This is a genomic window from Micromonospora sp. SL1-18 (assembly GCF_047921505.1).
Lineage (GTDB): Bacteria > Actinomycetota > Actinomycetes > Mycobacteriales > Micromonosporaceae > Micromonospora.
Genome location: NZ_JBLROA010000036.1, coordinates 16,302 through 41,490, shown reverse-complemented (window position 1 = coordinate 41,490; position 25,189 = coordinate 16,302). Strand labels below are relative to the sequence as shown.

Annotated in this window: 21 protein-coding genes, 1 tRNA gene and 1 pseudogene; 17 read left to right on the top strand and 6 right to left on the bottom strand. The window is 71.5% G+C overall.

What is annotated here, in order from left to right:
* Window positions 1–14 precede the first annotated feature (14 nt).
* Together ACNAW0_RS18555 and ACNAW0_RS18550 are read right to left on the bottom strand one after the other, a co-directional pair.
* Entirely contained in the window at window positions 15–701 is a 687-nt protein-coding gene (locus ACNAW0_RS18555; protein ID WP_416289177.1) for a TetR family transcriptional regulator, read from the bottom strand.
* 186 nt (window positions 702–887) lie between these two features.
* Window positions 888–1,868 carry an acyl-CoA desaturase gene (locus ACNAW0_RS18550; protein WP_416289159.1) on the bottom strand — a complete coding sequence of 327 codons (981 nt, stop codon included), beginning with the start codon at window positions 1,866–1,868 and terminating at the stop codon, window positions 888–890.
* 159 nt (window positions 1,869–2,027) lie between these two features.
* Here ACNAW0_RS18550 and ACNAW0_RS18545 point away from each other — a divergent pair.
* From ACNAW0_RS18545 to cysN, 8 genes and pseudogenes are all read left to right on the top strand, one after another.
* Window positions 2,028–2,099, top strand: a tRNA-Gln gene (locus ACNAW0_RS18545).
* 101 nt (window positions 2,100–2,200) lie between these two features.
* Window positions 2,201–3,739: pseudogene (gene glmU, locus ACNAW0_RS18540) on the top strand (bifunctional UDP-N-acetylglucosamine diphosphorylase/glucosamine-1-phosphate N-acetyltransferase GlmU).
* Between the two features lie 52 nt (window positions 3,740–3,791).
* The gene (locus ACNAW0_RS18535) at window positions 3,792–4,772 is read left to right on the top strand and encodes a ribose-phosphate diphosphokinase (protein WP_416289158.1); all 981 of its coding nucleotides are present in this window, start codon (window positions 3,792–3,794) and stop codon (window positions 4,770–4,772) included.
* A 281-nt stretch (window positions 4,773–5,053) separates the two neighbouring features.
* Window positions 5,054–5,758 (top strand): 50S ribosomal protein L25/general stress protein Ctc, encoded by a 705-nt coding sequence (locus ACNAW0_RS18530; protein ID WP_416289157.1) that lies wholly within the window; start codon window positions 5,054–5,056, stop codon window positions 5,756–5,758.
* Between the two features lie 137 nt (window positions 5,759–5,895).
* Window positions 5,896–6,486, top strand: coding sequence for an aminoacyl-tRNA hydrolase (pth, locus tag ACNAW0_RS18525; RefSeq protein ID WP_416289156.1), 591 nt, complete (start codon window positions 5,896–5,898; stop codon window positions 6,484–6,486).
* Between the two features lie 96 nt (window positions 6,487–6,582).
* Window positions 6,583–7,416 carry a 3'(2'),5'-bisphosphate nucleotidase CysQ gene (locus ACNAW0_RS18520; RefSeq protein WP_416289155.1) on the top strand — a complete coding sequence of 278 codons (834 nt, stop codon included), beginning with the start codon at window positions 6,583–6,585 and terminating at the stop codon, window positions 7,414–7,416.
* 76 nt (window positions 7,417–7,492) lie between these two features.
* Complete coding sequence (gene cysD / locus ACNAW0_RS18515) at window positions 7,493–8,404, top strand: sulfate adenylyltransferase subunit CysD (protein ID WP_416289154.1); 912 nt, start codon at window positions 7,493–7,495, stop codon at window positions 8,402–8,404.
* Window positions 8,404–9,714 (top strand): sulfate adenylyltransferase subunit CysN, encoded by a 1,311-nt coding sequence (gene cysN, locus ACNAW0_RS18510; RefSeq protein ID WP_416289153.1) that lies wholly within the window; start codon window positions 8,404–8,406, stop codon window positions 9,712–9,714. Before cysD ends, cysN begins: the two co-directional genes overlap by 1 nt.
* Window positions 9,715–9,803: 89 nt before the next feature.
* Here the strand turns inward: cysN and galK are convergent, their stop codons facing one another.
* Window positions 9,804–10,997 carry a galactokinase gene (galK, locus tag ACNAW0_RS18505; RefSeq protein ID WP_416289152.1) on the bottom strand — a complete coding sequence of 398 codons (1,194 nt, stop codon included), beginning with the start codon at window positions 10,995–10,997 and terminating at the stop codon, window positions 9,804–9,806.
* The gene (gene galE, locus ACNAW0_RS18500) at window positions 10,994–11,977 is read right to left on the bottom strand and encodes a UDP-glucose 4-epimerase GalE (protein WP_416289151.1); all 984 of its coding nucleotides are present in this window, start codon (window positions 11,975–11,977) and stop codon (window positions 10,994–10,996) included. The genes galK and galE overlap by 4 nt, the downstream gene beginning before the upstream one ends.
* Before the next feature lie 175 nt (window positions 11,978–12,152).
* Here galE and ACNAW0_RS18495 point away from each other — a divergent pair, with 175 nt between their 5' ends.
* From ACNAW0_RS18495 to ACNAW0_RS18475, 5 genes are read left to right on the top strand one after another with little or no spacing between them, the layout of a single operon-like run.
* Window positions 12,153–13,178, top strand: coding sequence for a hemolysin family protein (locus ACNAW0_RS18495; RefSeq protein ID WP_416289150.1), 1,026 nt, complete (start codon window positions 12,153–12,155; stop codon window positions 13,176–13,178).
* 33 nt (window positions 13,179–13,211) lie between these two features.
* The gene (gene trpS / locus ACNAW0_RS18490; protein WP_416289149.1) at window positions 13,212–14,237 is read left to right on the top strand and encodes a tryptophan--tRNA ligase; all 1,026 of its coding nucleotides are present in this window, start codon (window positions 13,212–13,214) and stop codon (window positions 14,235–14,237) included.
* A gap of 38 nt (window positions 14,238–14,275) precedes the next feature.
* Window positions 14,276–14,845: a 2'-5' RNA ligase family protein gene (locus ACNAW0_RS18485; protein ID WP_416289148.1), complete on the top strand. Its 570-nt coding sequence runs from the start codon at window positions 14,276–14,278 to the stop codon at window positions 14,843–14,845.
* Window positions 14,846–14,902: 57 nt separating this feature from the next.
* On the top strand, window positions 14,903–15,838 hold the full coding sequence (locus tag ACNAW0_RS18480; protein WP_416289147.1) for a YhjD/YihY/BrkB family envelope integrity protein: 936 nt from the start codon (window positions 14,903–14,905) through the stop codon (window positions 15,836–15,838).
* A 47-nt stretch (window positions 15,839–15,885) separates the two neighbouring features.
* Window positions 15,886–16,329 carry a hypothetical protein gene (locus tag ACNAW0_RS18475; protein ID WP_416289146.1) on the top strand — a complete coding sequence of 148 codons (444 nt, stop codon included), beginning with the start codon at window positions 15,886–15,888 and terminating at the stop codon, window positions 16,327–16,329.
* 152 nt (window positions 16,330–16,481) lie between these two features.
* Here the strand turns inward: ACNAW0_RS18475 and ACNAW0_RS18470 are convergent, their stop codons facing one another.
* Together ACNAW0_RS18470 and ACNAW0_RS18465 are read right to left on the bottom strand one after the other, a co-directional pair.
* Window positions 16,482–18,116, bottom strand: coding sequence for a glycoside hydrolase family 13 protein (locus ACNAW0_RS18470; protein WP_416289145.1), 1,635 nt, complete (start codon window positions 18,114–18,116; stop codon window positions 16,482–16,484).
* Between the two features lie 100 nt (window positions 18,117–18,216).
* A complete protein-coding gene (locus tag ACNAW0_RS18465) occupies window positions 18,217–19,272 on the bottom strand; it encodes a LacI family DNA-binding transcriptional regulator (protein WP_416289144.1) in 1,056 nt (351 codons plus the stop codon).
* A 198-nt stretch (window positions 19,273–19,470) separates the two neighbouring features.
* On the opposite strand from ACNAW0_RS18465, the gene ACNAW0_RS18460 reads away from it, so the two are divergent.
* Genes ACNAW0_RS18460 through ACNAW0_RS18445 form a run of 4 tightly spaced genes read left to right on the top strand, consistent with a single transcriptional unit; the run spans window position 19,471 to window position 25,077 of the window.
* The gene (locus ACNAW0_RS18460; protein ID WP_416289143.1) at window positions 19,471–20,721 is read left to right on the top strand and encodes a sugar ABC transporter substrate-binding protein; all 1,251 of its coding nucleotides are present in this window, start codon (window positions 19,471–19,473) and stop codon (window positions 20,719–20,721) included.
* Window positions 20,721–22,358 (top strand): ABC transporter permease subunit, encoded by a 1,638-nt coding sequence (locus ACNAW0_RS18455; protein WP_416289142.1) that lies wholly within the window; start codon window positions 20,721–20,723, stop codon window positions 22,356–22,358. Before ACNAW0_RS18460 ends, ACNAW0_RS18455 begins: the two co-directional genes overlap by 1 nt.
* Complete coding sequence (locus tag ACNAW0_RS18450; RefSeq protein ID WP_416289141.1) at window positions 22,355–23,266, top strand: sugar ABC transporter permease; 912 nt, start codon at window positions 22,355–22,357, stop codon at window positions 23,264–23,266. Before ACNAW0_RS18455 ends, ACNAW0_RS18450 begins: the two co-directional genes overlap by 4 nt.
* Before the next feature lie 2 nt (window positions 23,267–23,268).
* A complete protein-coding gene (locus ACNAW0_RS18445) occupies window positions 23,269–25,077 on the top strand; it encodes a glycoside hydrolase family 13 protein (protein WP_416289140.1) in 1,809 nt (602 codons plus the stop codon).
* Window positions 25,078–25,189: the final 112 nt, after the last annotated feature.

Sequence of the window (25,189 nt, the reverse complement as noted above, 5' to 3'; positions counted from 1 at the left end):
GACCCGTCAGCGCCTCAGCCCGGCTTGCGGGACGTGCTCAGGCCCGGCTTCGCCTCCAGGTGCGACAGGCCGTTCCAGGCCAGGTTCACCAGATGCGCCGCGACCGTCTCCTTGCGCGGCTTGCGCACCTCCAGCCACCAGCGCCCGGTCAACGCCACCATGCCCACCAGCGCCTGCGCGTACAGCTCAGCCAGCTTCGGGTCGTACCCCCGGTTGGAGAACTCCGCGCCCAGAATGTGCTCCACCTGGTGCGCCACATCGTTCATCACGCTGCTGAAGTTGCCCGCCGCCGCCATCAGCGGCGACTCCCGGACCAACACCCGGAACCCGCTGGTCTCCTCCTCGATGTACGTCAGCAGCGTCAACGCCGCCTGCTCCAGCAGCTCCCGGGGGTGGCCCGCGGTCAACGCGGTGGTGATCCGGTCCAGCAGCGAGCGGACCTCCCGGTCCACCACCACCGCGTACAGCCCCTCCTTGCCGCCGAAGTGCTCGTAGACCACCGGCTTGGAGACCTTGGCCCGGGCGGCCACCTCCTCTATCGAGGTGGCGTCGAACCCGCGCTCGGCAAAGATCTGCCGGGCGATCGAGATCAGCTGCTCGCGGCGCTGCGCCGCGGACATCCGTACCCGAGAAGACGGCTTCGCCGCCGGGACCACCCGCCGCCGGGCGGTGCCGGCGTCGTCGCCCGCAACCTCGGTCATCTCGTCACCCCGCCGGCGCTCGCTGCCGTCCTGCCGTGGGATCTGCCTGCTCATCGGGGCGCCTCGCCGATCCGTGGCCCGGCCGGATCGCCGACCGGGCGGCGCTGAAGCTCGGTCATCCCGGACATCCTGCCAGGCCGTCGCTCCCTTGGCCGCCCGATCACCGCCGCGCCGTCGCCCGACCGATCACCGATCCGGCTTCGTCGGCCGGGCCGGGGTCGGCTCCGGTCCCACCAGCTTCGCGGTTAGGCGCTCCGGTTTCGGCCACCGGACCGCCCACGCCGAGCCGGTCTTCTCCAGCAGCCAGATCACCCGCGCCGACGGGTCGAGCTGACCTCGCAGCACCCCGTGCCGCGCGCTGGTCGGCTCGGCGTGGTGCAGGTTGTGCCAGCTCTCCCCGAACGACAGCAGCGCCAGCGGCCAGAAGTTCGCGGCCCGGTCCCCCTGCCGCATGGCGAACGGGCGCTCCCCGTAGACGTGGCAGACCGAGTTGATCGCCCAGGTGACGTGGTGCAGCAGCGCGACCCGGACCAGTCCGCCCCAGAAGAACGCCGTCAGCGCGCCCTGCCACGATGCGGTGAGCAGCCCGCCCATCGCCGCCGGCCCGAGCATCGAGGTCGCCACCAGCAGCGGGAAGAGCCGGTCGACCCGGCGGGTGGCCGGATCGGCGAGCAGGTCCGGGGCGAACCGCTCGCGGTTGGACAGCTCCCGTTTGAACAGCCAGCCGATGTGCGCGTGGAACAGCCCGCGGGCCAGCCCGCCGACGCTCTCGCCGAACCGCCACGGCGAGTGCGGGTCGCCCTCCAGGTCGGAGAACGCATGGTGCCGGCGGTGGTCGGCCACCCACTGGATGATCTCGCCCTGCACCGCGAACGAACCGGCCACCGCGAGCGCCACCCGCAGCCACGGCTTCGCCTTGAACGAGCCGTGCGTGAAGTACCGGTGGTAGCCGACGGTGACGCCGAGGCCGGAGAGCAGGTACCAGAAGGCGGCCACGGCGACGTCGCTCCAACCCAGCCAACCGCCCCAGGCCACGGGGACGGCGGCGAGCAGGGCGAGAAACGGGATGACCACGAAGGCCCAGAGGGCGATCAGGATGCCTCGGGACTGGTGTCCCTGGGTCAATGGCTTGGGTCCGGTGTTCGGGTCGGTCAGGGCGGTCGACATGGCACCTCCCAGGAGGATGGGTTACGCCTACGTCACCGTAACCAGCGGCCGGCCGGGCCGCACTGGACAGTCTGAATCGTGAATGGCCTGGCGGCAGCGCGGCGGCCGGATGCGGGCAACCTCGGATCGGACGGGACGCGCTAAGCTGTCGACGACCCTTCGGCCGTGGTGTAACTGGCAACACCCAAGATTTTGGTTCTTGTGTTTCAGGTTCGAATCCTGGCGGCCGAGCAGCTTTCTGGTGCGGATGCCCCTTCTCGGGGTATTCGACGGCTTCCACCGCGGTCTGGTTAGCATGGCCGCGAGACTGTCGTCGTCCCGATGGGAGCCACATCGTGGCCCAGACCCGCCTCCGCACCGTCGTCGTGCTCGCCGCCGGTGAGGGCAAGCGGATGAAGTCAGCCCTGCCCAAGGTGCTGCACCCGCTGCTCGGTCGTACCCTCCTCGGACACGTGCTGGCCGCGGCCGCGCCGCTCGGTGCGGAGCGCACGGTGGTGGTGGTCGGACACGGCGCCGACCAGGTGCGGGCGCACCTGGCCGAGATCGCCCCGGAGACGACCCCGGTGCTCCAGGAGCGGCAGCTCGGCACCGGGCACGCGGTCCGGATCGCGCTCGACGCGGTGCCGGACGGCATCGGCACCGTGGTGGTGATCAACGGCGATGTGCCGCTGCTGCGACCGGAGACCGTGGCGGCCCTGGTCGAGGCGCACGAGAGCGACGGCGCGGCGGCGACCGTGCTCGCCGCCGAGGTGCCCGACCCGACCGGCCTGGGCCGGATCGTGCGCGACGCCGAGGGCCGCCTGGAGCAGATCGTCGAGGAGCGCGATGCCACTCCCGAGCAGCGCGGGCTGCGGGAGATCAACGCGGGCATCTACGCGTTCGACGTGGCGCGGCTGCGGGAGGCGCTGGGCAAGCTCTCCACCGACAACGAACAGGGCGAGGAGTACCTGACCGACGTCTTCGGGCTGCTGCGGGACGCCGGGGAGCCGGTGGCCGTGCACTGCGCCGCCGACCACGTGGAGACGCTGGGCTGCAACGACCGGGTCGAGCTGGCCGGGCTGCGCCGGCTGCTGCGGGACCGGGTGAACGAGGGCTGGATGCGTACCGGGGTGAGCATCCTCGATCCGCACACCACCTGGATCGACGTGACGGTGACCGTCGAGCGGGACGCGGTGATCGACCAGAACACCCAGCTCCAGGGCGCGACGGTGGTCGGCGCGGGTGCGGTGGTCGGGCCGGACAGCACGCTGATCGACACCACGATCGGCGCGGGTGCCAGCGTGCTGCGCAGCCACGCGGTGGGCGCCGAGGTGGGCCCGCGAGCCACCGTGGGGCCGTTCGCGTACCTGCGGCCGGCGGCGCGGCTCGCCGAGAAGGCCAAGGTGGGCACGTTCGTCGAGGTGAAGAACTCCGAGGTGGGGGCGGGCGCCAAGGTGCCGCACCTGTCGTACGTGGGGGACGCGACGATCGGGGCGAAGGCGAACATCGGCGCGGCGACGATCTTCGTGAACTACGACGGGGTGAACAAGCACCACACCACGGTCGGCGAGGGCGCCTTCGTCGGGTGCGACACCAGCCTGATCGCGCCGGTCGAGGTGGGTGCCGGGGCGTACATCGCGGCGGGCAGCGCGATCAGCCAGGACGTGCCGCCGGGGGCGCTCGGGATGACTCGGGCACCGCAGCGCAGCATCGACGGTTGGGTGGCCCGTAAGCGGCCCGGCACGGCCTCGGCCGAGGCGGCGGAGCGGGCCCAGCGGGCCGGTGAGGGTGCGCCGGGTGGGGCCGAGGCCGCAAGCGAAGGTGACTGAATCCACGAGGGTGCCGAGTCCCTGAGCATGCCGATGAACACGAGGGATACTGCAACCGAATAGTCCCCGGCCCACCGCCGCCGGGAACCACCGACAAACGGGAGCAGACGGGCCCATGGGCAGCATCGTCGCCGAAAACCGCAAAAGCCTGATGCTCTTCTCCGGACGTGGCTTTCCGGAGCTGGCCAAGGAGATCGGTGAGGTGCTCGGCGTCGCGCCGACGCCCACCGACTCGTACGAGTTCGCCAACGGCGAGCTCTTCGTACGGTACAAGGACTCGGTGCGCGGCTCGGACGCCTTCGTGGTGCAGTCCGTGACGCACGGGGTCAACACCTGGGTCATGGAGACCCTGATCATGGTCGACGCGCTGAAGCGCGGCTCGGCCAAGCGGATCACCGTGGTCCTGCCGTACTACCCGTATTCGCGGCAGGACAAGAAGCACCGGGGCCGGGAGCCGATCTCGGCGCGACTGGTGGCCGACCTGTTGAAGACCGCGGGCGCGAACCGGATCCTGACGGTGGACCTGCACACCGCGCAGATCCAGGGTTTCTTCGACGGTCCGGTGGACCACCTCTTCGCGATGGACGTGCTCGCCGAGTACGTGGAGCACCGGTACGCGGGCCGCCCGATGACGGTGGTGGCGCCGGACTCGGGCCGGGTGCGGGTGGCGGAGCGCTGGACGGACCGGCTGGGCGGCTGCCCGCTGGCCTTCATCCACAAGACCCGGGACCCGCTGAAGCCGAACCAGGTGGTGGCGAACCGGGTGGTCGGCGAGGTGGAGGGCCGGGTCTGCCTGATCGTCGACGACATGATCGACACCGGTGGCACGATCACCAAGGCCGCCGACATCCTGAAGGGCTCCGGTGCCGCGGAGATCGTGGTCGCGTCCACTCACGCGTTGCTGTCGGATCCGGCGACCGAGCGGCTGAAGAACAGCTCGATCAGCGAGGTCGTGGTGACCAACACGCTGCCGCTGCCGCCGGAGAAGCAGCTCGACAAGATCACCGTGCTGTCGATCGCGCCGCTGCTGGCCCGGGCGATCCGGGAGGTCTTCGACGACGGTTCGGTGACCACCCTGTTCGGCGGCCTGAGCTGACGCGCGCTCCGGTCGCCGGTGCTCGCCGGCGACCGGAGCGTTGTCCTGCGGACCGCCCCGAACGGTGATACGGGGACTGCCGGAAGGCTCGGAAATCGCTCCGGTAGACTGGTGCGGTTGCCACGGCGAGGGTGCCCTGCGGGCCGCTGAAGAAGCGCCGCACGGAGGTGCCGTCATCGACGCGGTGCTCCGGGCAGTCTCGACCATGAGCCCCCAGCGAGCCCCTCGCCCAGCACCGCCAGACGACAAGCCGCCAGCAGCGAAGCATCAGGAGTTTCCCCGTGTCCGAGGTAAAGATCAGCGCCGAGCCCCGTACCGAGTTCGGCAAGGGTGGTGCCCGTCGTACCCGCCGGGCCGGCAAGGTGCCCGCCGTGCTGTACGGCCACGGCGAGAAGCCCAAGCACATCGCGCTTCCGGCGCGTGAGTTCGCCGCGGCGATCCGTAAGGGCGGGGCGAACCAGCTCTTCGCGATCGAGGTCAGCGACGGCACCCAGGTGCTGGCGCTGCCGAAGGCGATCCAGCGTGACCCGATCAAGGACACCTTCGAGCACATCGACCTGCTGCTGGTCCGCCGGGGCGAGAAGGTCACCGTCGAGGTCCCGGTCGAGCTGACCGGTGCGGCCGCGAAGGACACCCTGATCGTGCACGACCACGACACCCTCTCCGTGACCGCCGACGCCACCAAGGTGCCGGACCACCTGGAGGCCTCGATCGAGGGCGCCGAGGCGGGCGTCCAGATCACCGCCGGCGACGTTGCGTTGCCGGCCGGTGTCGAGCTGGCCGCCGACCCGGAGCTGCCGGTCGCCACGGTGACCGCCGCCCCGACCGCCGAGCAGCTCGAGGCCACTCTCCCCGAGGTCGAGGAGGCCGTGGAGGAGATCGAGGCCGGGGTCGGCGAGGAGACCGTGTCCTCCGAGGGCGCCGAGGCTGGCGCTCCGGCCGCCGCTGGCGGCGAGGAGAGCGCCGAGGCGAAGACCGAGGCCTGATCGGTCCGCTGGCTGTGCGACAGGCGTCCCCGGTTTCCGGGGGCGCCTGTCGGCGTATCAGCGACGGCTTCAGGTCGTGGCGCGGCGGTAGACGCGCCGAGCTGGAGTTGTCGATAGGAGAGCGGAAGGGGCGTGGCGTGACGGACGAGGCGGGGCCGTGGCTGGTGGTGGGCCTGGGCAACCCCGGCCGGGAGTACGCGGGTAACCGGCACAACGTCGGCTTCATGGTGGCCGACCTGCTGGCTGGGCGGGTGGGCGCGAAGTTCGGCCGGCACAAACGGGCGGTGGCGGAGGTCGCCGAGGGGCGGCTCGGGTTCGGCGGCCCGAAGCTGGTGCTGGCGAAGCCGTTGACGTACATGAACCTTTCCGGCGGTCCGGTGGCCGGGCTGGCGCAGTTCCACAAGATCCAGCCGGGGCGGGTGATCGCCATGCACGACGAGCTGGACGTTCCGTACGGGCAGGTGCGGGTGAAGTGCGGCGGCGGCGAGGGGGGCCACAACGGCTTGCGCTCGATGTCGAAGTCGCTGGGCACGAAGGACTACGTGCGGGTGCGGTTCGGCATCGGCCGGCCGCCGGGCCGGCAGGATCCGGCGGACTTCGTGCTGTCGGACTTCTCCTCCGTGGAGCGCAAGGAGCTGGAGTTCCTGGTCGACCGGGCGGCGGACGTGGTGGAGTCGGTGGTCACCCGCGGGGTGGAGCCGACGCAGAACCTGTACCACGGCGGGTGAGTTCCGCACGATGTGCCAGGTCCGGCTGGTCCGGGCCGGTAGTCTGCCCCTTCTGACGTACGGAGCCGGCGACGGCGGGCGACGGGAGCGGACGGCATGGGCAGTCCTCCGATGATCGACGGCGCGTTCGCCCGGTGGTTGGCGGCGCGGGCCGGGCAGGCGCTGATGAACCTGCGTGCGGAGCTGGGCTTCGCGGATCCGGGCGCGTTGAAGTCGGCCGGGGACAAGGTCTCGCACGACCTGATCCGTACCGAGTTGGCGAGGTGGCGCCCGGCGGACGCGGTGCTGTCGGAGGAGGACGAGGGTTCCCGGCTGGCGTGGACGGCTGAGGTGAGCCCCGACGCGGTGTCCCGGCTGACCGCCGACCGGGTGTGGGTCGTCGACCCGTTGGACGGCACTCGGGAGTTCGCCGAGGACGGCCGGTCGGACTGGGCGGTGCACGTGGCGCTCTGGGCGCGGAACGCGCCGACGCCGCACGGCCTGGTGGCGGGCGCGGTGGGCCTGCCGGCGCAGCACCGGGTGCTGGCGACGGACTATCCGCCGGCGTACCCGCCGATGACGTTGGAGGCGGCGACCTCGGGTGGCGGGCGGACCATCCGGTTGGCCGCGAGCCGTAGCCGTCCGCCCGTCTTCGTGACCGATCTGGCCGCGGACGTGGGCGCTCATCTGGTTCCGATGGGCTCGGCGGGCGCGAAGATCGCCGCGGTGGTCACCGGGGAGGTCGACGCGTACATCCACGCCGGCGGCCAGTACGAGTGGGACTCGGCCGCTCCGGTCGCGGTGGCGACGGCAACCGGGCTGCACGCGTCCCGGATCGACGGGTCAGCGCTGAGATACAACGAGGCGGACCCGCGTCTGCCCGACCTACTGGTTTGCCGCAAGGATCTCGCCAGTCGGTTGCTTGCAGCGCTACAGCGGCATTCCGGGTAGCCTTAGGCTCTTCACGAATCCGACCGGAAAGGCCTGGAATCCCGATGTGCGGATCCGAGCGAATCGAGTTCGTGTCATGACGTCCCCCGCCGCGTACCAGGTCTCCCACCTCGACGCACTGGAGGCGGAGAGCATCTTCGTGATGCGTGAGGTCGTCGCCGAGATGGAGCGTCCGGTGCTCCTCTTCTCCGGCGGTAAGGACTCCATCGTGATGCTCCGGCTGGCCCAGAAGGCGTTCGCCCCGGCCAACATCCCCTTCCCGGTGATGCACGTCGACACCGGGCACAACTTCCCCGAGGTCCTGGAATACCGCGACGGGCGGGTCGCCGAACTCGGCCTGCAGCTCATCGTGGCCAGCGTTCCGGAGGCCCTGGCCAAGGGCCTCGTCCGTGAGTCGGCGGACGGGATGCGCAACCGGATCCAGACGCCGGTGCTGCTCGACGCGGTGGAGCGGCACCGCTTCGACGCGCTCTTCGGCGGCGCGCGCCGGGACGAGGAGAAGGCCCGGGCCAAGGAGCGCGTGTTCAGCTTCCGGGACGAGTTCGGCCAGTGGGATCCGAAGAACCAGCGCCCGGAGCTGTGGGCGCTCTACAACGGCCGGCATCACCCGGGCGAGTCGATCCGGGTGTTCCCGCTGTCCAACTGGACCGAGTTGGACGTCTGGCACTACATCGCCCGGGAGCGGATCCCGCTGCCGTCGATCTACTACGCGCACGAGCGTGAGGTGGTCGAGCGGGACGGCATGCTGTACGCGGTCAACGAGTTCCTCCGGGTTCGCGCCGGCGAGCAGCCGTTCAAGGCGCAGGTGCGGTACCGGACCGTGGGCGACGCCTCCTGCACCGCTGCGGTCCGCTCGTCGGCCGACAGCGTGGAGAAGGTGATCGAGGAGGTGGCCGCCACCCGGATCACCGAGCGCGGTGCGACCCGCGGCGACGACCGGGTCAGCGAGGCCGCCATGGAGGACCGTAAGCGGGAGGGTTACTTCTGATGAGCGTCGACACCGTGGCCCCGGCCGCCGACTCCGCGCTGCCCGAGGGCCGGCCGATGGACCTGCTGCGGTTCGCCACCGCGGGCAGCGTCGACGACGGCAAGTCCACCCTGATCGGCCGGCTGCTGTACGACACGAAGTCGCTCTTCACCGACCAGCTCGCCGCGGTCGAGGCGGTCAGCGCGGCCCGGGGCGACGAATACACCAACCTGGCGCTGCTCACCGACGGCCTGCGGGCCGAGCGGGAGCAGGGCATCACCATCGACGTGGCATACCGCTACTTCGCCACGCCCCGGCGGAAGTTCATCATCGCCGACACCCCCGGGCACATCCAGTACACCCGGAACATGGTCACCGGCGCGTCGACGGCGGACCTGGCGCTAATCCTGGTGGACGCGCGTAAGGGCCTGGTGGAGCAGTCCCGCCGGCACGCATTCCTCTGCTCGCTGCTGCGGGTGCCGCACCTGGTCCTCTGCGTCAACAAGATGGACCTGGTCGACTGGTCGCAGGAGGTGTTCGAGCGGATCGCCGACGAGTTCACCGCGTTCGCCGCGAAGCTCGACGTGCCGGACCTGGCCGTGGTGCCGATCTCCGCGCTCAAGGGCGACAACATCGTCTCCCGTTCGGCGAACATGCCCTGGTACGAGGGCCCGTCGCTGCTGCACCACCTGGAGCGGGTGCACATCGCCTCGGACCGCAATCTGGTCGACGTGCGCTTCCCGGTGCAGTACGTGATCCGGCCGCAGTCCACCACCGTCACCGACTACCGGGGCTACGCCGGCCAGGTGGCCTCGGGCGTGCTCAAGCCGGGTGACGAGGTGATGGTGTTGCCGTCGGGCTTCACCAGCCGGATCGCCTCGGTGGAGACGGCCGACGGCCCGGTGGACGAGGCGTTCCCGCCGATGGCGGTGACGGTCCGGCTGACCGACGAGATCGACATCTCGCGCGGCGACATGATCTGCCGGCCGAACAACGCCCCGGCGGTCGCCCAGGACATCGAGGCGATGGTCTGCTGGATGGACGAGACCCGCCCGTTGCAGGTCGGCGGCAAGTACGCCATCAAGCACACCACCCGCTCGGCCCGGATGATCGTGCGCGGCCTGCACTACCGGCTGGACATCAACTCGCTGCACCGGGACGAGACGGCCGGCGAGCTGAGGCTGAACGAGATCGGCCGGGTCCGGCTGCGTACCACGATCCCGCTGCTCGCCGACGAATACCGGCGTAACCGCACCACCGGCGGCTTCGTCATCATCGACGAGACCACCAACCGCACCGTCGGCGCCGGGATGATCGTCGAGGCCGCCTGACGGGTTCTCCGGGCGCAGATTCACGGAAAGGTGTGGCCATCCGGGCGTAGGTGGCCACACCTTTTCCGTGAATGAGGGCGGGTGGATGCTCAGTCCACGCGGGTGACGCCGCCGGCCGGGAGGACGGTGACCGCGCCGGGGGCGGCGAAGCCGCGCTCGGCGTACGCGCTGGCCACGGCGGCCGCCACGGCGTCGGCGGTGGGCGCCTCGACCAGGGCGAGCACGCAGCCGCCGAAGCCACCGCCGGTCATCCGGGCCCCGTACGCCCCGGCGGCGAGGGCCGCCTCGACCGCGGTGTCGATCTCCGGCACGGTGATTTCGAAGTCGTCCCGCATCGAGGCGTGCGAGGCGGTCAGCAGCGGGCCGAGGGCGCGTACCCGGCCGGCGCGCAGCAGCGCGACCGTGTCGAGCACCCGCTGGTCCTCGGTGACCACGTGCCGGACCCGGCGGCGGGTCTCGTCGTCGTCGAGGCGGGCCAGCGCGGCGTCGAGGCCGTCGGCGGGGACGTCCCGCAGCGCCGGCACACCGAGCCGCGCCGCGGCCCGTTCGCAGGACTTGCGGCGGGAGGCGTACTCCCCGTCGGCGTGCCGGTGCGGGGCGCGGCTGTCGATCACCAGCATGGCCAGCCCGGCGGCGTCCAGGTCGAACGGGATCTGCTCGATCTCCTCGGTGCGGCAGTCGAGGAAGAGGGCGTGCCCGGGCCGGCCGCGGATCACCGCGGACTGGTCCATGATTCCGGTGGGGGCGCCGACGTATTCGTTCTCGGCGCGCTGGGCGAGCCGGGGCCAGCGGTCGGCGGGCAGGTCCAGCCCGCCCAGGTCGACCAGGGCGGCGAGCACCGCCGCCTCGATGGCCGCCGAGGAGGAGAGCCCGGAGCCGACCGGCACGTCGGAGGCGATGGCCAGCCGCGCGCCGGGCACGGCGTGCCCGGCGGCGCGCAGCGCCCAGACCACTCCGGCCACGTACGCGGTCCAGCCGGTGACCCGGCCGGGCTCGTCGACGTCGGCCGGGCCGAACTCGACCGGGTCGGCCGAGAGCTCCGACCAGACCGTCCAGCGTTCGTCGTCCCGGGGCGCCGCGGCGACCACGGTACGCAGCGGCAGCGCGAAGGGGAGCACGAAGCCGTCGTTGTAGTCAGTGTGCTCGCCGATCAGGTTGACCCGGCCGGGAGCCGCCCAGCGGCCGGCTGGCTCCGCGCCGTACCGCTGTCGGAAGCCGGCGGCGGCGCGGGCGACGACGTCGCCGGACGGCGTGGTGGGGGTGGTGGCGGTCGTGGTTGTCACTGCTGCTCCAGGATGTGTGCCCGGTAGAAGGCCCAGGCGTCGCCGACCATGTCGTGCAGGGTGGGCTGCTGCGGCACCCAGCCCAGTTCCTCGCGGGCCAGCGCGGACGAGGCGACCAGCTCGGCCGGGTCGCCCTCGCGACGGGGGGCCACCTCGACCGGTACGGGGTGGCCGGTGACCTCGCGGACCACCTCGATCACCTGGCGGTTGGTGAAGCCGTTGCCGTTGCCGAGGTTGTAGATGCGGTGCCGGCCGGTGACCGCGGCGTCGAGTGCCAGCAGGTGCGCCCGGGCCAGGTCCGCGACGTGGATGTAGTCGCGGATGCAGGTGCCGTCGACGGTGGGGTAGTCGTCGCCGAAGAGTTGGAGCTTCTCGCGACGGCCGGCCGCCACGTCGAGGGCGAGCGGGATGAGGTGGGTCTCCGGGTCGTGCCGTTCGCCGATGGCCCGCCCCTCGTGCAGGTACGCCCCGGCGACGTTGAAGTAGCGCAGCGAGACGGCGGCCAGGTCGTGGGCGATCGCCTCGGAGGTGAGCGCCATGTCGACGGCCAGCTTGGTCGCCCCGTACGTGTTGGTGGGGGCCTTGACGGCGGTCTCCGGGATCGGCACCTCGCTCGGGTTGCCGTAGACAGCGGCGGTGGAGGAGAAGACCAGCCGGGGTACCCGGGCGGCGCGTACCGCGTCGATCAGGGCGAGCGAGCCGACGGTGTTGTTCTGCCAGTAGAGCTCCGGCTTGACCATCGACTCGCCGGCGGCGATCAGCGCGGCGAAGTGCAGCACGCCGTCGAAGCCGGCGTCGGGGGTGAGCACCCGGGCGGCCTCGTGCACCGGCAGGTCGACGTGGGTCGCCTCGGGGGCGAGGGCCGCCCGGTGGCCGGTGCGCAGGTCGTCGAGGACGGTCACCTCGTGGCCGTGGTCCAGCAGCATCCGGGTCACCACGCTGCCGATGTAGCCGGCGCCGCCGGTGACGAGCAGTTTCACGTCGGGTTCCTCCTGCCTGGGCCGCGTCCCGTGGCGGCCGTCCGTGATCACCCTACGGCCGCCGGCTGGTCCGCGGCTGCGCATGGCTGCCTGCGATTCCATCACGGTCAGCCATGATTGAACAGATCCGAACATGGACCCGCCGCCCCGGTGCCCGCTGTCTACGATCCTTGTCATGCGGGAGGCAGGCGGTCCCGGGCCCCGGCGACGACCGCCGGGGCGGCCGCGACGCGAACCAGGCCCCCTCGCCCGGGCCGTGGCCCGGCTCGTGGTCCGCGCCGCCGACGGCGCCACCCGGCTGGTCACCGATCTGCTCGGCGCCAGCCCGGCGGCCGGCCGGGAGCGGATCAGCGAAGCCGAACTGCGGGACCTCGTCGCCGCCAACACCGTGCTCGACCCCGACGAGCGGCGGATCATCGACGAGGTGCTGGTGGCCGGGGCGCGCCTGGTCCGCGAGGTGATGGTGCCGCGTACCGAGGTGGTGTTCCTCTCCGCAGCGCTCACCGTCGCCGAGGCAGAGCGGCTGGTCCGCGTCGAGACGCACACCCGCTATCCGGTGGTCGACGGCACCCACGACGATGTGGTCGGTTTCGTCCACCTGCGGGACGTGCTGCTCCGGCCCGAACGCGAAAGCGGTGTCAGTGTCTGGGAGCTGACCCGCGAGGTGAAGCGGCTGCCCGGCAGCAAGCGGGTGCTGGCCGCGCTCACCGAGATGCGCCGGGAGGGGCACCACCTGGCGGTGGTGGTGGACGAGTACGGCGGCACGGCCGGCATCGTCACCTGCGAGGACCTGGTCGAGGAACTGGTCGGGGAGATCCACGACGAGTACGACGACCCGCCCGACCCGGCGCACGCCGGCCTGCCCGCCGTCGTCGACGGCCGGCTCAACCTGGCCGACTTCGCCGAACGCACCGGGGTGCCGCTGCCCGCCGGGCCGTACGAGACGGTCGGCGGCTTCGTGATGGCCGCCCTGGGCCGGCTCCCGGTCGCCGGCGACGAGGTGCCGGTGACTCCCGCCCCGGACGGCCTGGGCGGACCCGACCCGGACGACCCGCCGGGCGGCTGGCTGCTGCGGGTGCTCGCGCTGGAGGGGCGGCGGGTGTCCCGGCTGGCGGTCTCCGCCGCGCGCCTGCCCGAGCAGCGACGCGAGGTCACGGCCCGGGTCACGTCCGTCGAGAGTCGATCCGCCGGCCCGTCATGACGTGTCGGGGGGTGTGCTGACAGAATTGCCGGCATGTCCGACGTACCCGCCCGCCCCCGCGTCTTCTCCGGCATCCAGCCGACGGCCGACTCGTTCCATCTCGGCAACTATCTGGGCGCGCTGCGGCACTGGGTGGCCCTCCAGGACAGCCACGACGCCTTCTACTGTGTGGTGGACCTGCACGCGATCACGGCCGGGCACGACCCGAAGGTGCTCAAGCAGCGCAGCCGGGTGGCCGCCGCGCAGCTGTTCGCGCTGGGCATCGACCCGGAGCGCAGCACCCTCTTCGTCCAGTCCCAGGTGCCCGAGCACTCCCAGCTGGCCTGGGTGCTCGGTTGCATCACCGGCTTCGGCGAGGCCAGCCGGATGACCCAGTTCAAGGACAAGTCGCTGAAGCAGGGCAGTGAGCGGGCCAGCGTCGGCCTCTTCACGTACCCGATCCTGCAGGCCGCCGACATTTTGCTCTACCAGGCCCACGCGGTGCCGGTCGGCGAGGACCAGCGCCAGCACCTGGAGCTCTCCCGCGATCTGGCCCAGCGGTTCAACTCGCTGTTCGGGCCGACCTTCACGGTGCCCGCGCCGCACATCGTGAAGGACACCGCGAAGATCACCGACCTGCAGGACCCGACGGCCAAGATGTCGAAGTCGTCGTCCTCGCCGGCCGGCATCATCGATCTGCTGGAGGACCCGGCCCGCTCGGCCAAGAAGATCCGCTCCGCGGTCACCGACACCGGGCGCGAGATCGTCTTCGACGCCGAGGGCAAGCCGGGCATCGCCAACCTGCTGAGCATCTACTCGGCGCTCTCCGGCCGGAGCATCGACGACCTGGTCGCCGCGTACGACGGCAGGGGCTACGGCGACCTGAAGAAGGACCTCGGCGAGGTGATCCGGGAGTTCGTCACCCCGATCCAGGAGCGCACCCGCACCTACCTGGAGGACCCGGCCCAGCTCGACAAGCTGCTCGCGCACGGCGCGGAGAAGGCCCGGGCGGTCGCCGCGGTGACGCTGCGGACCGTGTACGACCGGATCGGCTTCTTCCCGCCGGTCCGGTCCGAGTAGCCGCCCCGAGGCACGACGGGAACGGGTGGACGCAGTCGGTGGCCGGAGGGGTGGCGGGGAGCGTGGATCGCAGGGACGGGGTGCCGGATACCGGCGGCACCATCGAGATCGGGATCGCGGTGGACATCCCCGAGCCGTGGGGCGGGATCCTCACCCGCCGCCGGGCCGAGGCCAATGATCCGCAGGTCGTCCCGGCGCACGTCACCCTGCTCGGGCCCACCGAAATCCCGGCGCGGGCGCTGCCCGCCGTCGAGGCGCACCTGGCCCGGGTGGCCGCCACCCACCTGCCGTTCACCCTGCACCTGCGCGGCACCGGCACCTTCCGCCCGGTCACCCAGGTGGTCTTCGTGGCGGTGGCGGCCGGGATCAGCGAGTGCGAGCTGCTCGCCGCCGCGATCAACTCGGCACCCGAGCTGCACCGGGAGGCCCGCTTCCCGTACCACCCGCACGTCACGGTGGCCCAGGACGTCCCGTCCGAGGTGCTCGACAAGGCGTACGAGGACCTGGCCGACTTCTCGGCGCTGTTCGAGGTGGAGGGCTTCACCCTCTTCTCGCACAGCGGCGCGGCCCGGTGGCAGCCGCGCCGTGACTTCCGGTTGGGCGGTTGAGCTGAGCGCCCGGCCGGCCGTTCACCGTCGCGGCGGGGGATTGGCGAGGATGACGTGGTGAACGTGTTCGGCCGGATCGAGTCCGCCCTCGGTCGCCGGATCGACGTGGCGCGTGACCGGTCGGCGGCCTTCGACCACCTGTGGCGGGCCGGGACGCTCTACGCCGGCGTGCTCGCCGGCCGGCTCGCGGCGGCGATCGCCTACTACGGCTTCTTCGCCGTCTTCGCGCTCACCCTGCTCGGGTACGCGGTCTTCGGCGCGATCCTGAAGGACAACGACGAGGTCAGCCGGGCGGCGGCCCACTTCCTCGAGAAGAACGTGCCCTTCCTCGACACGGCGCAGATCGCGCAGAGCAGCAGGACCGTCGGGGTGGTCGGCCTGGTCATCCTGGTCTTCACCGGGATCGGCTGGGTGGAGGCGATCCGCTCCTCGCAGCGGCTGATGTACGGCCTCAACCAGCAGCCCGGCAACCTGGTGGTGCGCCGCCTGGTCGACCTCGGGGTGCTGGTCGCGGTCTTCGTGCTGCTCGGCGTCTCGGTGGCCGCCGTCGACGCGCTGGAGTCGCTGTTGCGCTTCCTGCTGCGCAGCACCGGGTCGATCGGCCTGACCACGCTCAGCGCCGTGCTCAGCGTGCTGGTCAACGCGGTACTGGCCGTGGCGCTGCTGGTGGCGGTGCCCCGGCTGCGGATGAGCCGCCGCCGGCTGCGTCCGGTGGTGCTCATGGTCGCGATCGGCATCACCCTGCTCAACACGGTCGGGCGCTACTACGTGGGGCGCACCGAGCGGAACCCGGCGTACACGGTGGTCGCCACCGCGGTGGGGTTGCTGCTCTACCTCTACCTGCTGAACCAGCTGCTGCTGTTCGGGGCGGCGCTGGCCGCGACCAGCCGGTACGGCCGGGTGGTGGACCTGGCCGAGGGCCGCGCGGCCCGGGAGGTGGACGTGGAGGCCGACGAGGTGCCCGAACCAGGCACCCCCGGAGGCGCGGGATGACCAGCATTCCTGGGCGCGCACGCGGCGGGAACGACCATGATGAGCGGGTGGGCGCGCTTGTGACTCTGGACCTGCCGGACGATTCGCCGATGCTCGGCCTGCCGTGGATCATCACCTTCGGCCCGCTCGGCGACGCCGACGAGTGGGAGCCGGTGGTCTGCGGGCCGTACGAGCGGCCGCACGCGCTCGCCCTGGCCGAGGCGGTGGTGGCCGAGGAGCAGCTGATGGCGGTGGTCGAGCCGCTGCTGCCGGCGCTGACGCCGGAGGAGATCCGCGGCGAGATCGCCGCGGCGCAGCTCGCCGCCGAGGACGAGGCGGCGCAGGTCGACCAGGCGGACCTCTACGGCGACTTCGAGGACACCATCGACGAGGAGCTGGAGCTGGCCGCCGAGCGGGAGCCGGTGCCGGAGCCGACGACCGCGCCGAGCCGGGACGAGGTGCAAGCCGGCTTCGCCCGGATCGCCGAACTGCTCACCCGACGGGGCGACTGAGGGCTGGCGTCCCAGCTGGACGTCGGCGCCTCGGGGAGCGGATTCCCCGAGGCGCCGGCGCCACCTCACCCCCCACCACAAGGGGTCGGTTGCCCAGCCGCCCGTCGGCGCGGAGCACAACGGACGACCAGGTCAATGGCGGTTTACCCGGCTCACCGCCGTTCGAACCACGCGGCTGAGTCCACCGGCAGGACGTGCCCGTCGCCCCGCTCGGTGAGGTCGGCGCTGGCGGCGATCGGCCGGCCGTAACCGGCGGCCGTGACCTCGGCGCCGCTGAGGTTGACCACGCACGTCAGCTCGGCGTCCCCGCCGGTGCGGCGGGCCGCCAGCACCCCGGGCTCGGTCTCCAGCCAGGTGATGCCGTCGAGGCCGGCCAGCGCCGGGTGCTCGCGCCGGATCCGCAGGGCGGTCCGGTAGAGCTCCAGCGTCGAGCCGGGCACGCCGGCCTGGGCGGCCACCGAGAGGGTGCGCCAGGTCGCCGGGGCCGGCAGCCAGCTCAGCTCGCTGCCGGCCGGCCCGAAGCCGTACGGGGCCAGCTCGCCGCTCCACGGGATCGGCACCCGGCAGCCGTCCCGGCTCTCGCCGGTGCGCAGGAACGCCGGGTCCTGGCGCAGCTCGTCGGGCAGGTCCAGCACCTCCGGCAGGCCCAGTTCCTCGCCCTGATAGACGTACGCGCAGCCGGGCAGGGCGAGCATCAGCAGGGCGGCGGCGCGGGCGCGGCGCAGGCCGATCTCACCGTCGCCGTACCGGGTGACGTGCCGCTGCCGGTCGTGGTTGGAGAGCACCCAGGTGGTCGGGGCACCGACGATGGTCGACTCGGCGAGCGCGGTGTCGATCACCTTGCGGAACGAGTCGGCCGACCAGGTGGCGCCGAGGAAGTCGAAGCTGAACGCCTGGTGCAGCTCGTCCGGGCCGATGTAGCGGGCCAGCCGCTGCGGGGTCTCCGCCCACGCCTCGGCCACCGCCATCCGGCCGCCGGGGTAGCGGTCCAGGATCGGCCGCCAGGCGCGGTAGATGTCGTGTACCTCGTCCTGGTCGAAGTACGGCAGCCGGCCCCTGCCCAGCAGCTCGGACTGGCGCTGGCCGGTGGTCATCGAGTTGAAGCCGACGTCGGGCAGCCCCTCGGCCTTGATCATCCCGTGCGCCACGTCGATCCGGAAACCGTCCACGCCCCGGTCGAGCCAGAACCGCAGGATGTCCTCGAACTCGGCGCGTACCTGCGGGTGGCGCCAGTTCAGGTCGGGCTGGGCCGGGTCGAACAGGTGCAGGTACCACTGGCCGTCGGCGACCCGGGTCCAGGCGGGGCCGCCGAAGATGCTCTCCCAGTCGTTCGGCGGCAGCTCGCCCTGGTCGCCCTTGCCGTCGGCGAACAGGTAGCGCTCGCGCTCGGGTGAGCCGGGGCCGGCGGCGAGCGCCGTCTCGAACCAGGGGTGCTGGCTGGACGTGTGGTTGGGCACCAGGTCCACGATGATGCGTAGGCCCAGGGCGTGCGCGTCAGCGATCATCGCGTCGAAGTCGGCGAGGTCGCCGAAGAGCGGGTCGACGTCCCGGTGGTCGGTGACGTCGTAACCGGCGTCGACCTGGGGCGAGGTGTAGAAGGGGGTCAGCCAGAGGGCGTCCACGCCGAGGTCGCGCAGGTAGGGCAGGCGCTCCCGGATGCCCTGGAGGTCACCGACACCGTCACCGTTGGCGTCGGCGAAGCTGCGGACGTAGACCTGGTAGACGACCGCGGATCGCCACCAGTCGTCGTCGGAGGTCGGCGGCGTGGGTTGGGTGGCGGCGGTCATCGGTGGCGATCCCCGTTCTCTGGCGCAGGTCGGCGGCACCCGCACGGTGTGGGTGACCGCGCGGGTGTCTGAGCAGGATGCCGGCTCAGCCTTGCAAGAGTCAAGCATTCCTTGCGCAAGAAATGACAGCAGCCGCCGACGTGGGGTTGGCCACGGCGGTGGAACCGCGGACCACCAGTTCGGGGCGGAACAGATACTCGGAGTGCGGGGCGGGGTGGCCGTTGATCTCGTCGACCAGGGCCCGCACCGCGGCCACGGCCATGGCGATGACCGGCTGGCGCATGGTGGTCAGCGGTGGGTCGGTGAAGGCCATCAGCGGGGAGTCGTCGTACCCGACCACGGAGACGTCGCCGGGGACGGCGAGGCCGCGTTGGCGGGCGGCCCGGATCGCGCCGAGCGCCATCAGGTCGGAGCCGCAGACGATGCCGGTGACCCCGCGCTCGATCAGCCGGCCGGCGGCGGCCTCACCGCCCTCGACGCCGAAGAGCGTCAGCTCGGCCAGGCCGTCCAGTTCGTCCTCGGTGAGCCCGGCCAGCCTGGTCATCGCGGACTTCCAGCCGGCCACCTTGCGCTGCACCGGCACGAACCGGTCCGGCCCGGTGATCAGGCCGATCCGGCGGTGCCCGAGCGCCACCAGGTGGGCCACGGCCAGCTCTGCCGAATCCCGGTCGTCGCAGGAGACGAAGGGCGCGGCGATGCCGGTGACGTATCCGTTGATCATGACGACCGGCAGCGGCCGGGAGATCAGCGCCCGGTACCGGTCGTGGTTGGCGGCGGTGTCGGCGTGCAGGCCGGAGACGAAGACGATCCCGGAGACCTGCCAGTCCAGCAGCATCTCGACGTACTCGTCCTCGGTGACCCCGCCGGGGGTCTGGGTGCACAGCACCGGGGTGAAGCCGCTCTGCGCCAGAGTGGACTCGATGACCTGCGCGAAGGCCGGGAAGATCGGGTTGTCCAGCTCCGGCACCACCAGGCCGACCAGCCCGGCGCTGCGCTTGCGCAGCCGGGCGGGGCGCTCGTATCCGAGCACGTCGAGGGCGGTGAGGACGGCCTGCCGGGTCTCGGGAGCCACCCCGGGGCGGTCGTTGAGCACCCGCGACACCGTGGCCTCGCTGACTTCGGCCTGTTGGGCGATGTCGGACAGACGAGCGCGCATGGCGGCACTTTAGCTCACCGGAAAGTTCTTGCGTACACTCCTGCAATACCTTCCATTCTCTGCAACGTCTTGCTAGCGTCCCCGCAACACGCGAGAGCAGCGGCGCGACACCTCCGCGCCGGTCAGCAAGAAAATTACAGAGGTTCCACTGGTGGGCCGTCCTTCCCCCGGCGGGCCGCCATGACGACAGGAGTACCGATGCGCATCCGTACCGCGGGTGTGGTCGCCGTCCTCGGCCTGGCGCTCGCCGCCTCCGGCTGCGGTGGCAGCGACAGCGACAAGCCGGCCGCCAAGGAGTCCGCCAAGGCGGCGGGCGGCAAGCTGGTCATCTGGGCCGACGACAAGCGGACTGCGGCCCTCAAGCCGTTCGCCGAGGAGTTCGGCAAGGAGAACGGCGTCACGGTCGAGGTCAACGCCGTCTCCAAGGACCTGCAGACCAACTTCGTCACCGCCTCGCAGCAGGGCAGCGGCCCGGACGTCGTGGTCGGTGCCCACGACTGGATCGGCAACATGGTCCAGAACGGGGCCATCGACCCGGTGCAGCTCCCGGCCGACCAGAAGGGCGGATTCAGCGAGGTCGCCGTCAAGGCCGTCACCTTCAACGGCCAGCTCTACGGCGTGCCGTACGCCCAGGAGAACCTGGCGCTGATCCGTAACACCGAGCTGGCCCCCGAGGCCCCGAAGACGATCGAGGACCTGGTCACCGCCGGCAAGAACCTCAAGACCCAGAAGAAGGTCAGCGAGGTCCTCTGCCTCCAGGTCGGCCAGAACGGCGACGCGTACCACATCTACCCGCTGTACACCTCGGGCGGTGGTTACCTGTTCGGCACCACGGCCAACGGCGACTACGACCCGAAGGACCTGGGCGTGGGCAAGCCGGAGTCGATCGCGGCCTTCCAGAAGATCGCGAAGCTCGGTGAGAAGGGCGAGGGCGTGTTGAAGCGCTCCATCGCCGACACCAACTCGATCGCCACCTTCACCGGCAAGAAGTGCGCCTACCTGATCTCCGGCCCGTGGGCGACGGCCGACGTGAAGAAGGCCGGCATCAAGTACGACATCACCCCGGTCCCCGGCTTCGCCGGTGGCAAGGAGGCCCAGCCGTTCGTGGGCGTCCAGGCGTTCTACGTCGCCGCCAAGGGCAAGAACAAGGCGCTGGCCCAGGAGTTCGTCACCAACTACGTGACCAAGCCCGAGCTGGCCGTGGCCCTGTACAACGCCGAGCCGCGCCCGCCGGCGCTGACCGCGGCGCTCGACCAGGTCAAGGGCACCGACCCGGACCTGGCCAAGTTCCAGGAGGCCGGCAAGAACGGCCAGGTGCTCCCCGCGATCCCGGCGATGGCCGCGATCTGGGACCCGTTCGCCAAGGCGGAGGCCGCCGTCATCGGTGGCGCCGACCCGGCCACGACGGTCACCGCCGCCGGCAAGACCATCGCGGGTCAGATCAAGTAATGAGCACGTCGCTGTCCGGCCCGGAGCCTGCCACGCAGGCTCCGGGCCGGGAGCCCGTTCGCCGCGGGCTCCCGCGCTCCCGCACCGCGCGGAACCACGCGCCGATCACCGCGACCGGCCTGCTCGTCAAGGTGGTCCTGCTCGGCCTGGTGGCCGGGATCGCGATCTGGGCGGCGTTCCCGCTCATCGAGGCCGAGCACTGGATCGGGCTGGCGATCCTGGCGGCCACCACCGCAGGTCTGTTCTACCTCTACCTCGGCCGCCGGCACATCCCGGCCAAGTACCTGGTCCCCGGCACGCTCTTCCTGATCGCCTTCCAGGTCTTTCCGGTGCTCTACACCGCGAGCACCGCGTTCACGAACTTCGGCGACGGCCACCGCGGCAGCAAGGACGACGCGATCGTCGCCATCCAGACCGCCTCGGTGCAGCAGGTTCCCGGTTCTACCGAGTACTCCCTCTCCATCGCCACCAAGGGCGACCCGGCCACCGACCCGCTGGTCTTCCTGCTGACCGACCCGAAGACCAGGGAGGCCTCGGTCGGTGACGCGGCCGGGCTGCGCAAGCTCGACGCCGGCCAGGTCACCGTCAGCCCGACCGGCAAGGTCACCGCCGCCGACGGCTACACGGTGCTCAACTTCGGCCAGGCCAGCGTCCGAAGCAAGGAGATCACCGACCTGATCGTGCCCACCTCCGGCGGCGCGGTCCGGTCCAACGGCCTGTCCCGCGCCTACGAGGGCAAGGCCGTCCGGGCGTACGACACGGGCTGCGACTGCGTCAAGGACAGCGAGACGGGCAAGACCTGGACCGCCGACGAGGCGACCGGCTCCTTCGTGGCCGCCGACGGCGAGCGGCTGGCCCAGGGCTGGAAGGTCAACGTGGGGTTGAAGAACTTCACCCGGGTGCTGACCGACCCCGACATCTCCGGCCCGTTCTTCGGCACGCTGGTCTGGAACTTCGCCTTCGCGATCGGCTCCACCGGCGGCACCTTCATCCTCGGCCTGTTCATCGCGCTGGCCCTGCACTCACCCCGGGTACGCGGCACCAACCTCTACCGGGTGCTGCTGATCCTGCCGTACGCCATGCCGTCGTTCGCGATGCTGATGGTCTGGCGGGACATGTTCAACACCGAGTTCGGCCTGCTCAACAACCTGTTCGGGCTGGGCGTCGACTGGTTCGGCGGGAACTGGACAGCCCGCTTCGCGGTGATCCTGGTGCAGCTCTGGCTCGGCTACCCGTACATGTTCCTGGTCGCCACCGGGGCGCTGCAGGCGATCCCCCGCGAGCTGACGGAGGCGACCGCGGTCGACGGCGCGTCCGGATGGCAGTCATTCCGCGCGGTGACCCTGCCGCTGCTGCTGGTCGCCCTCTCCCCGCTGCTGATCTCGTCGTTCGCGTACAACTTCAACAACTTCAACGCGATCTACCTGACCACCGAGGGCGCGCCGTTCCCGGCGGACAACTCGACGAACGGCGCCACCGACCTGCTGATCACGTACACGTACCGGTTGGCGTTCGGCGCGCAGGGCGCGGAGTTCGGGTTCGCCGCGGCGATCTCGCTGTTCATCTTCACCATCGTCGCGGTGGTGTCCGCGGTGAGCTTCCGGCGCACCCGTAAGCAGGAGGAGGTGTACTCGTGACCACGTCCACCACCGTCCCGGCCACGGGGACTCCGGCCGTCGCCGCCCGGCGGCGGCGCAACCGCTGGCTGGCCCAGGTCGGCTGGCGGCACCTCGTCGGCGTACTCGGGGTGCTGTTCAGCCTCTTCCCGATCGTGTTCGTGCTCTCCGCGGCGCTCAACCCGCTGGGCACGCTGTCGTCCACCGAGCTGGTGCCGACCGGAGGGGTGACGTTCGACAACTTCGGCGAGTTGTTCCAGCGCACCGCGTTCGCGCGCTGGTTCCTCAACTCGCTGCTGGTCGCCGGGGTCGCGTCCTTCGCGTCGGTCTTCCTCTCCGCGCTGGCCGCGTACGCCTTCTCCCGGATGCGTTTCCGGAGCCGGCGGGTCGGGCTGCTCTCGCTGCTGCTGATCCAGATGTTCCCGCAGTTCCTGGCGATCGTGGCGATCTTCCTGATCTTCGGCACGATCACCGAGTTGTGGCCCGGGATCGGTTTCAACACCCCGTGGGGCCTGTTGCTGCTCTACATGGGGGGCGCGCTGGGCGTGAACACCTGGCTGACGAAGGGCTTCTTCGACACGCTTCCCCGGGAACTGGACGAGTCGGCCACCATGGACGGTGCCAGCCACGCCCAGGTGTTCTTCCGGATCATGCTGCCGCTGGTGGCGCCGATCCTGGCGGTGACGGGCCTGCTGGCGTTCATCAGCGCGATCAACGAGTTCCTGATGGCGAACGTGTTCCTGACCAGCACGAACTCGAAGACCCTCGCCGTCGGGATGTACGGCATGCTCCAGGGCAACGAGCGCAACGTCAACTTCGGCATCTTCGCGGCGGCGACCCTGCTCACCGCGATCCCCACGGTGCTGGTGTTCCAGTACCTCCAGCGGTACATCGTCTCCGGCCTCACCGCCGGAGCCGTCAAGGGATGACCATGCCGCAGCCGCACCACGACGGGTCCGCCACCTACGTGCCCGAGCAGGAGCCCGCGCTCGGGCAGCGGGTCCCGGTCTTCGTCCGGGTGCCGGCCGGCGTCGACGTACGCCAGGTGCACGTGCGCACCACCGGCGACAGTGAGCCGCGCTTCGCCGAGGCCGTGGTCGACCGTACCGAGGGTGGTGACGTGTGGTGGCGGGCCGAGGTGGAGGTGCGCAACCCGGTCAGCAACTACCGTTTCCTGCTCGAAGGTTCCCGGGGCTACCGCTGGCTCAACGCCGCCGGCCTGGTCGACCACGACGTGCCCGACAACGGCGACTTCAAGCTGGTCAGCTACGCCCCGCCGCCGGCCTGGGCCCGGGACGCGGTCATCTACCAGATCTTCCCGGACCGGTTCGCCCGCTCCGCCGCCGCCGCCGACGGCCGGACCGTGCCGGACTGGGCCATCCCCTGCGACTGGGACACGCCCGTCATCGGGCGCGGCCCGGAGACGCCGTACCAGTTCTACGGCGGCGACCTGGACGGCGTCACCGAGCACCTGGACCACCTGGACCGGCTCGGGGTCAACACCGTCTACCTAACCCCGGTCTTCCCGGCCCGCTCCAACCACCGGTACGACGCGTCCAGCTTCGACACCGTCGACCCGCTGCTCGGCGGGGACGCCGCCCTGTCCCGGCTGGCCGACGCGGTGCACGTCCGGGGTTGGCGGCTGCTCGGCGACATCACCAGCAACCACACCGGCGACGCCCACCGGTGGTTCACCGCCGCCGCCTCCGACGTCCACGCACCGGAGCGGGAGCTGTACTACGTCGACGAGGCGACCGGAGACTACGAGTCGTGGAACGGGGTCAAGTCGCTGCCGAAGCTCAACTGGGGCAGCGCCGAGTTGCGCCGGCGCTTCGCCACCGCCGAGGACTCGCTGCTGCGCCGCTGGCTGCGGCCGCCGTACGCGCTGGACGGCTGGCGGGTGGACGTGGCGAACATGACCGGCCGGCGGGGCGCCGACGCGTACACCCATGAGGTGGCGCGCCTGCTGCGCCGGGTGGTGGCTGAGACCCGCGCCGACGCGCTGCTGCTCGCCGAGCACGGTCACGACCACACCGGCGACCTGGACCGGGACGGCTGGCACGGCACGATGAACTACGTGGGCTTCACCGACCCGGTCTGGTCCTGGCTGCGCCACGGCGACGAGCCACTGCCCAACTTCCTCGGCACCCCGGGCGGGGTACGCCGGCGGGACGCGTACGCGGCGCTCGCCACCATGAACACCTACCGGTCGCTGATCTCCTGGCGGTCGTACGTGCACTCGTGGCAGCTGCTCGGCTCGCACGACTCGGCCCGGATCCGGACCGTGGTCGGCGACGCGGCCCGGCAGGAGGTGGCCGCCGGTCTGCTCGCCACCATGCCGGGCACCCCGGTGATCTTCGCCGGTGACGAGCTGGGGCTGACCGGCACGAACGGCGAGGGCTCGCGTACCCCGATGCCGTGGCACCGGCCGGAGCGCTGGGACCGGCGCACGTTCGACGCGTACCGGTCGCTGCTGGCGCTGCGCCGCGGCGAGCCGGCGCTGCGGCACGGCGGCCTGCGCTGGCTGTACGCGGACGCGGACACCCTGGTCTTCCTGCGCGAGGCGCCGACCGGCACGGTGCTGGTGCTGGCCCGTCGCGCGCCCGGCACTCCGGTCCGCCTCGCCGGCCTCCCCGCCGGCGAGAACGTGTACGGCGGCGCCCCGGCCCTCCGCCCCGCCCCCGACGGCACGGTGACCCTCCCCGCCGACGGCCCCACCTTCCAGCTCTGGCGGATGTAAGGAGGGGCCCGAACGTACGTCGGACCTCCCGCCTGGGCGGGAGGGTGGCCGTGCTCCGTGACGCCCTTGTGTGACCCGGGTCGATCCGCCGAGATCACGATATGACGGCAGC